Here is a 4,987-nt window from a genome sequence, read left to right as displayed (position 1 = left end):
CTGCCCCAAGATGTGACGTTTCAGTTAAGTCCTGATATTGCCCCTCCACCAGGATGGACTGCCTTACCCGGTCAACTGAGCCTTCAAGGAGCCTGGACGACACCCCCTCCTCCCGGTCCAATCTCTACTCCTTCCCAAGTCTTCTTCGATGCCAATGGGAAAGCCACCCTGCAGTTATACAAGGGCTGGAAGTATGAGGTCAGCGGGGCCTATGTAGGATACGAGGCATGCAAGAACGACTTCGACACCCCCGTTTCCGGGGTGATATCCGTTCCCTGTCGTTTGCAAGCGCTGCTCATTCTGAAGGTGTACACCACCAGTCCCGACAGCGGGGCGATACCGGCAAACATAACGATTACTGATGCCAAAAGCAATACGGTGCTTACCGGCACCAGCCAATCGGATGGGAAGGGGAATTATGTGTTTAGCAATCCACAGGTTCATCCGATTTCACCGGGGGTTTACACGGTGAAGGCGACGAGTCTCGGGCCTCCACGCAATCCGGGGGTAGCTACTATCACGGTGGAGCGGGGAGTAGAGCAGGATGTGACGGTGCAGTTAGGGCCGATACAGTCTCCGCATCCTCCCAATCCTTAGAATGTGGAGGAAGCTCCCGTTAGAACGGTGCGCATCGCCGTTTAAGTGCGAAGGTGGTGGTGAACGGGGTGGTCGTCCACAACGGGAGCTACAGTTATGACGGAGGAGGACGATTAGCGCAGGTAGTAGACAGTGCGACGAACCAGACGGAGGTGTACGGTTGGAACGGGGATGGGACGTTAGCGAGCGCTCCTGGTCCGGGGTACACCCGTGGTTTTGTATGGAATGAGGGGAAGGGCGTCGGCCTTGAGTACGATAGCTTTGGCGTGGCTATGTACACAAGTGGGAACGCGCAGACCCCCTATCGTCCTGCAGGGTTGGTATTGGATGAGGGGAAGGGCGTCGGCCTTGAGGAGGGTTTGGACTTCAGCGGCCCTCCTGTAGCCTGCCCGCTGTATGCCAACAGGGCATTATGGCTCTCGATGCCTTGTGGAGGAGGTGCAGGAAGCTCTGGCGATGATAGAGCAGACTGCGTAAAAGGATGCCTGCAGGGTAAGGTGGATGCCGGTTTGTTTATTCGCATCGATCAATACCTCAAGTGTTGTTACCTTCACTGTGATGCCAGCGAGGGAAGTTGGGATCCACCTGGAGAATGTCCATTACCCTAGGAGCAAAACGATGAGACTACAACGAAACTTGATAGGCGTTGGGTTGGTATGCGCGGCTTGTGCTATCGGAGCGCCTGCAAACCGACAAGGCCACTATAAGGAGGCCTATCCCTCCCCAAACGGTCAATATATTTTCGTCTGGGATGGCAGTGCTCTCTACAAGCAAAACGGACAACAGTTCTATCGGTTCCCAGGGGATACCAACTTCTTTAACATCCACTTCACTCCGTGGGGAGAGCACAACCGTTTTCTCTATCTGATGCGTGTAAGCAAAAACCAGGCCAAGATCGTCCGCTTCGATGTTCGTTCCAAAAAGTGCAGTGTGTTCGATACAGGTGGGGCTGTTGCAGCCTCTCTTGTCCCCTCTCCTAGTGGACGCTACATTGCCTACCAGGTGGGGTGCAAGCATATGTATGCGCCCCTATTAGGAATTTTGGATACGCAGGCGAAGGAGAAACAAGACCGGAAGGTTGCTATCTATCCGTTTCGCTTTTACGCAGAACGGTTTGCTTGGGTGACGGATAGGTTGTTGTTCGTGCATACCGAAGGAAAAGACCTTGGCACTGAGTTTCCCAACAGGGTTTATTTTGGCAAGTATGTAGATACAGATAGTGAGGATTTTCTGCTGGATTGGCAAAAGGTAGCGAGCAAACGTTACCTGCTTCCTTTTGAGATTTCATCTCTGGCTCCGTATGCAGATGCTTCCGGTCGCTTAATAGGCCTGGCACGTAAGGATGGGAAGCGCTGTATTGTAAGTATAGACCCGTATACGGGAGAAAACCGAGTAGAGAAGGAACTGCCTGCATCGAAATCTGGTTGGTTTTTGGTGTGGTCATCGCCTGAACGTGTGTATGTGTGGTGTGTTGTGAAGCAGGGCGAGATAGAGATGTATGTGTATCGCGCTTCCGCATCTCCCCATGTTGGAGCGCGACATCTAGTGGAGGTTCCAGGAGCATTGCCATGGTCGTGGACTACGGATGCGAATGGCCGATTATGGTGGTTTGACGGAAAGGGGCTTAAGAGCGTGCAGTTGCCGTTAGAGTAGGACTGGTTGTGACGCGGATGGGAGTCCAGACCTGTGTAAGACCCGTCTGTCACCACCTCCAGGCAAATAGAAGCAGTAGACCCAAGCATAAAAAGGAGAGAGGCACAAACGCCTCTCTCCTCCATCAACCCGAAAGGAGAAAAGGAAGATGTCTGGTTCCAAAAAGCTACTGAGCCGGTTCGGCATGGCAGGGTTTTATGTGCTGTTAGGCGTTCTTATAGGGGCTTTTGGGGTCACGATGCGCAGTGCCTCCTCGCAGCCTCAGGAGGGAAGTGTCACGATGCCTAACCTCAGAACCCCATCGTTGACCATTGTGGATAGTCAAGGTCGGCCTGTAATCACTATGGGTTCGATAAGACAAGGAGAAGAGAGCACTCCGGCTCTTCAGCTTAGCTCCTGGGAAGGAAACAAGAAGATTTTCAATGGCTTTCTTATGGGGCAAAACTCTGCGCTGAATAGGCTCTCTCAGCAGATGGCAACTCAAATTGGCCACAAGATGAAACCACTCATTCCCTTTACTCCCGTTGTCACCCTAATGTATCAACCGCCGGGAAAGGAGCCTAGTTTTATCTCGATGGGGTTCGACAACTCTGGCGGGAGTGGCGCGGTGGTACCCATGATCAGTTTGCTGAATTCGGAGGGCATTGAGGGATATATTCGTTTAGAGGGGCAACGTCTCATTAGTAAAAGCGAGGCCGTGCACCTATCGCAGCAGGAGTTGGAGGGTGCACAAACTACATTACAGGCGCTACTGGAACAATTTCAGCAAAGCAGTTCGGCACCTCCTGCAAGTTCAACCGACTCAAAGTAAGTGGTTGCGTCGTATAATCACCCAAACAGAGAGACCAAAGAAGAGAAGGGATGACTTTCTCTCTTCGTTCGACGCTCAATAGGACAGCAGCAGGAAAAGCTTTCCTGCTGCTTTCTATATTATTAGGGCATCCCCGAGCCAACTTCTGCCCTAGCGTGCGCCTTCTTCTTCTGCCTCTCGCCAAGAAAAACCCGCATAAGGATCGCCGCAGAAGCCCCCCGCGTTTAGACGAAGGACGCATGCCTCCCTCCTTTCTCAGAAAAACCTGCTATACTATCCTCTTGCGGCCGGTTGCCCAGCTTAAACCGAATCTTACGACTGCCCATCTCTCGGTGAACCCATTAAGTCGCAAGTCCTTTGAAGTGCGGTAACCACAAGGGTACCCCTATTGCCTCATCCCCTCCCCCCAACCCTCTCCCCAATGGGGCGAGGGCACCTAGCGTTGGGCACCTCAAGGCCGACACCCTCCCCTTCAAAGTACCCACCTTGTCCCTCAGAACGGGTGGGAAGTGAAACTCAAGATTTCTCGCCTTCGGCTCGAAATGACAGGTGTGGTATCGGCTCGAAATGACAGTTGTGGTATCAGCTCGAAATGGCGGTCGTATCGCCGGCTTTTCAAGGCCCCCACCCCCGCCCCTCCCCCAATTTGGGAGAGGGGAGACCAGTAAGCTTACTCGCGGTTTCCTTTGGTAGGCTTTTCTTTGAAAAATTGGCAAGATAGCCCCCTTTCTCCCGAATCGGGGGAAAGGACGGGATAGGGGGCGAGCAAAGTCGGCTTGCTCCACGAATTGGCTCTAGAGCCGAAGCAATTGACAGTCTCTGCAGCCCCACCCCCTACCCCCTCAGAACGGGTGGGAAGTGAAACTTAAGATTTCTCGCCTTCGGCTCGAAATGGCAGTTGTTGATCTCGCCTGCGGCTTGGAATGACAGTTGTATCGCCGGCTCTTCAAGGCCGACGCCTACAGCCCCCACCCCCCCGCCCCTCCCCCTATCAGGGAGAGGGGAGACCAACAAGCCCATTGGTGGTTTCCTTTGATAACCTTCCCTGCGAGAACTCAACACAACCGCCCCCTTTCTCCCGCATCGGGGGAAAGGACGGGATAGGGAGCGAACAAAGTCGGCGTGCTCTGCGAATTGGCTCTAGAACCGTGAGATTGGCAATCTCTGCAGCTCCGACGTCCTACTCCTCATCGGCCTGAATCGTTCCCTTACTCGCTTATCTCTCTGGCCGCTGCATCGCTGTCTGCAAGACCGCTGCGTTGCTGTCTACAAGTCGAAAGGACGGGATAGGGGGCGAGCAAAGTCGGCTTGCTCTACGCATGGCCTCTAGAGCCGCAAGCCGCCTTTGAGCCTTTCCTCCTTTAGAGAGGCGGCACGCAAAGGCCTTTGCCGTGCTTAGCCCCGCAAATAGCCTCTCTTTATATGGGGAAACAGCGATAGGTATGGATGCCGGTAATGGAGCCGTAAATAGCCCAAACGCTCCCCGTAATGTAGTCGCCCAAAATAAGCCCGATGAAGAAGGGAAGATAGCGCCGATAGGAGCCCATGCCTCCATACCGAATGATGAGCGCCTTCAGCAGCCAACCAACAAAAGTGGCACACCATAACCATGCCATGGTAAACGTGCCCGAGACCGCGTAGCCTATTGGATGAAAGGGCCACCACACGAATCGAGAACGCATAAAAATGAGGAACACGGTCACCAGCATGCCTACCCCCACCCCCTCCATGCGGGCGAGATTGGGGCGCACGGGGTTGTCAAGCCAATCCTTCATGGTCGTCCAAGGGACTTTACCCATGTAGGTACGCCAGTCGTTGACCTTGGCGGTGGCGGCGCCATACTGATAGTAGCAGGTGAGGACGGCGGCCCAAGAGGAAAACGTGCCAACCACAATCGCCACCATAATGACCGCGGCCACGTGGCGC

Annotated in this window: 5 protein-coding genes; 4 read left to right on the top strand and 1 reads right to left on the bottom strand. The window is 54.0% G+C overall.

Annotation, left to right across the window (positions count from 1 at the left end; translation table 11 throughout):
* From VKV18_RS06170 to VKV18_RS06155, 4 genes are all read left to right on the top strand, one after another.
* On the top strand, positions 1–597 hold a 597-nt coding region (locus VKV18_RS06170), incomplete at its 5' end, for a carboxypeptidase-like regulatory domain-containing protein (protein WP_324203347.1).
* A gap of 59 nt (positions 598–656) precedes the next feature.
* The gene (locus VKV18_RS06165; RefSeq protein ID WP_324203346.1) at positions 657–1,205 is read left to right on the top strand and encodes a hypothetical protein; all 549 of its coding nucleotides are present in this window, start codon (positions 657–659) and stop codon (positions 1,203–1,205) included.
* A gap of 10 nt (positions 1,206–1,215) precedes the next feature.
* Positions 1,216–2,250 (top strand): hypothetical protein, encoded by a 1,035-nt coding sequence (locus VKV18_RS06160; RefSeq protein WP_324203345.1) that lies wholly within the window; start codon positions 1,216–1,218, stop codon positions 2,248–2,250.
* Positions 2,251–2,398: 148 nt separating this feature from the next.
* Positions 2,399–3,061 (top strand): hypothetical protein, encoded by a 663-nt coding sequence (locus VKV18_RS06155; RefSeq protein ID WP_324203344.1) that lies wholly within the window; start codon positions 2,399–2,401, stop codon positions 3,059–3,061.
* Between the two features lie 1,418 nt (positions 3,062–4,479).
* Here the strand turns inward: VKV18_RS06155 and VKV18_RS06150 are convergent.
* Positions 4,480–4,987, bottom strand: a 508-nt coding sequence (locus tag VKV18_RS06150; protein ID WP_324203343.1) for a DUF6784 domain-containing protein, incomplete at its 5' end; no start/stop codon positions are given.

Source organism: Chthonomonas sp. (genome assembly GCF_035294505.1).
Taxonomy (GTDB): domain Bacteria; phylum Armatimonadota; class Chthonomonadetes; order Chthonomonadales; family Chthonomonadaceae; genus Chthonomonas.
Note: the sequence above shows the minus strand (reverse complement) of the source record. Positions and strands in the feature narration are given on the sequence as shown.

What these genes read in the sequence shown, in the direction of transcription:
- VKV18_RS06160 (WP_324203345.1), top strand. Translation starts at nt 1,216, where the DNA reads ATGAGACTACAACGAAACTTGATAGGCGTTGGGTTGGTATGCGCGGCT.
- VKV18_RS06155 (WP_324203344.1), top strand. Translation starts at nt 2,399, where the DNA reads ATGTCTGGTTCCAAAAAGCTACTGAGCCGGTTCGGCATGGCAGGGTTT.